This window comes from Streptomyces longispororuber (assembly GCF_024448165.1).
Lineage (GTDB): Bacteria > Actinomycetota > Actinomycetes > Streptomycetales > Streptomycetaceae > Streptomyces > Streptomyces longispororuber_A.
Genome location: NZ_JAMOLN010000416.1, coordinates 1 through 2,619, shown reverse-complemented (window position 1 = coordinate 2,619; position 2,619 = coordinate 1). Strand labels below are relative to the sequence as shown.

3 protein-coding genes and 1 pseudogene are annotated in these 2,619 nt (G+C 73.7%); 1 reads left to right on the top strand and 3 read right to left on the bottom strand.

Features of this window, described 5'->3' with window-relative positions; translation table 11 throughout:
* Nucleotides 1-781: pseudogene (locus tag M4J07_RS47560) on the top strand (serine/threonine-protein kinase); the annotation flags it as partial.
* Nucleotides 782-865: 84 nt separating this feature from the next.
* Here the strand turns inward: M4J07_RS47560 and M4J07_RS47555 are convergent.
* From M4J07_RS47555 to M4J07_RS47545, 3 genes are all read right to left on the bottom strand, one after another.
* Nucleotides 866-1,612 (bottom strand): sulfite exporter TauE/SafE family protein, encoded by a 747-nt coding sequence (locus M4J07_RS47555; protein WP_255983612.1) that lies wholly within the window; start codon nt 1,610-1,612, stop codon nt 866-868.
* Nucleotides 1,609-1,995 carry a rhodanese-like domain-containing protein gene (locus M4J07_RS47550; protein WP_255983610.1) on the bottom strand — a complete coding sequence of 129 codons (387 nt, stop codon included), beginning with the start codon at nt 1,993-1,995 and terminating at the stop codon, nt 1,609-1,611. The genes M4J07_RS47555 and M4J07_RS47550 overlap by 4 nt, the downstream gene beginning before the upstream one ends.
* A gap of 46 nt (nt 1,996-2,041) precedes the next feature.
* Nucleotides 2,042-2,619: rhodanese-like domain-containing protein (locus tag M4J07_RS47545; RefSeq protein WP_255983608.1), on the bottom strand; the 578-nt coding region annotated here is incomplete at its 5' end.

The window sequence follows — 2,619 nt, the reverse complement described above, 5'->3', positions numbered from 1 at the left end:
GTCCCCGTACGCGCACACCGCACCCCACCAGGCCGTCCCAGGCCAGCCCCCGTACCAGACGCCCATGCCGGCGCAGGGCCACCCGACGCCCGCGCCGCAGTGGAACCGCGGCTACGCGCCGCCGCCGCAGGGTCCTGGCATGGTCGGCAGGCCGTGGGCCGCGGCGCCGCTCCCGCCGAAGAAGAAGACGGGCCCGATCATCGCCGCGGTCGTGGTGGGCGCGTTCGTCGTGCTGGGGATCATCGGCGCGCTCCTCCCCGACGGGGAGAAGAGCGACGGCGGGTCCGGGTCCTCCAGTTCGTCCAGCTCCGGGAGTTCGGGCGGCGCGGCCAAGGGCGGCGCGAAGCAGCCCGACCCCAAGCCGGCGAGCTACAAGGGCATCGACCTGACCGAGAACTACTACCTCAAGATGGGCGACAACCCGCCCAAGCCGCTCGACGGCGGCGGCACCGGGGCCTCGTACATGGGCGGTGACGTCTACTACTACTCGGACAGCACGGTCACCGGAGAGAAGAAGATCGGCTCCGACAACGGCAAGCTGGTCCTCCTCAACAACGCGCAGAAGGGGTCCTTGCAGGTCTGCCGGACAGAGACCCGCTTCACCGAGACGATCGATCTCGACCAGCTCACGACGGGGTCGCAGATCTGCGTCCTCAGCGACTCCGGCCACGTCGCGGTGGTGACCTACCGCGGCAAGTCCGGTTCCACCGACTCGGCGGACTACGTCACGCTCGACGTGACGGTGTGGCGCAATGCCGAGGAGCCGACCGAGAGCGACTGACCCGGTCGCCCGGTGTCCGGTCCACGGCCCATGCCGTGGACCGAACACCGGGCCGGGAGATCCCGTGCCGACGCACCACGGGCGTCAGAGCACGGCGTCGACGAGCATGAAGACGGCCACCAGCAGCAGCGCCACCGCGAAGACCCGGCGCAGGGTGGTTCCCTTCACCTTCGCCGAGAGGCGCCTGCCGTCCCACGCGCCCAGGACCGCGGCGCCGACGAAGGGCGCGACGGCCGCCCAGTCCAGTTCGTGCAGGGTGCCGCCGCGCAGGGCGAGCGCGCCGAGCGAGTTGACGGTGATGACCAGCAGGCTCGTGCCGACGGCCGCGCGCATCCGCAGGCCGAGCAGGCCGACGAGCGCGGGCACGGCGAGGAATCCGCCTCCGACGCCGAGGACACCGGTGACCGCGCCGAGGCCCGCGCCGGCCCCTGCCGCGCGGACGGGCCCGGCGACGTGTTCGCCCTCCCGCTCCTCCCCGGCTCGCAGCATGCGCACGGCCGCGCCCGCGGCGACGACCGAGAAGGCCCCTTGCAGGACGGCGCCGGGAATGCTCGCGGCGAGCGCGGAGCCCAGCATCGCCGGGCCGATGCCGGCCGCGGCGAAGAGCAGTCCGGCACGCCATCTGACGTGCCCGTCGCGTGCGTGACCGGTCAGCGCCGTGACCGAGGTGAGCGTGACGATCACGAGGGCCGCGGTGGTGGCCGCCACGGGGGTGAAACCGAGCAGGTAGATCAGTGCGGGGACGGCCAGGACGCTGCCCCCGCCGCCGAGCGCGCCGAGCGACAGTCCGACGACCGCGCCCGCCACGAGAGCCAGGATCAGTGTGGTCACGCGACCGTACCGGGCAGGCCCTGCGCGTCCACCACGGGCAGTCCGGACAGCGCCCACTCCTGCATGCCGCCGACGACGTCGACCGCTTCCGCGCCGCCGCGCGTCAGCAGGTCGACCGCCTGCTGGGAGCGCCTGCCCGAGCGGCAGATGACGACCAGGGGGCGCCCTTCCGCCTCGCCCGGCAGCGACTCGCCCGCGGCGAGCCGCGACAGCGGGAGGAGCAGGGCGCCGGGTATGTGTCCCGCTCTCCACTCGTCGTGTTCACGGACGTCCAGCAGGACGTGCCCGCCGCCGTCGCCGGACGTGCCGTCCTCGGTGTGTCCGGTGCGCCGGGCCGCTTCTTCTACGGTGATCCGGCCGGGGCCGGAGGGAGATGTGCTCATGGGCGGTCCTCGCCTCGTACGGGATGGTGGGTCGGTCGGGTGCGGGTCAGGCGGCGCGGAGCGGGAGTCCGGCCGGTTCGGCGGCGGTGAAGGAGTCGTCGACGGCGACGACGTCGCGGCCCGCCGCGTCGAGGAGGGAGGCGGCGACGGCCGCTCGCATGCCGCCCGCGCAGTGCACCCAGACCACGCCGGGCGGCACGTCGTCGAGGCGCCGGTGCAGGGCGTGCAGCGGGATGTGGACCGAGCCCTCGACGAAGCCCGCGGCCCGCTCGGAGGCGCGTCGGACGTCCAGCACGACGACATCGTCCGTCCGGTCGTGCGTCCGACGGCGCTCGGCCAGGTCGGCGAAGGTGGCGCGGGGGAAGGAAGCCGGGGTGGCGCCCTCGACGGTCCAGGCGGCCGGGTCGCCGGTGGCGGCGGCGGCCGGGCGGTCGATGCCGACGCGCACCAGTTCGCGCTGCGCGTCGGCGAGTTGCCCGGCGGACTCGGCGAGCAGGGTCACCGGTTTACCCCAGGGGATCAACCAGGCCAGGTAGGTGGCCAGTTGACCGTCTGCCTCGAAGTTGTAGGTGCCGGTGACATGGCCTTCGGCGAACGCGATCCGGTTGCGCAGGTCGACGACCC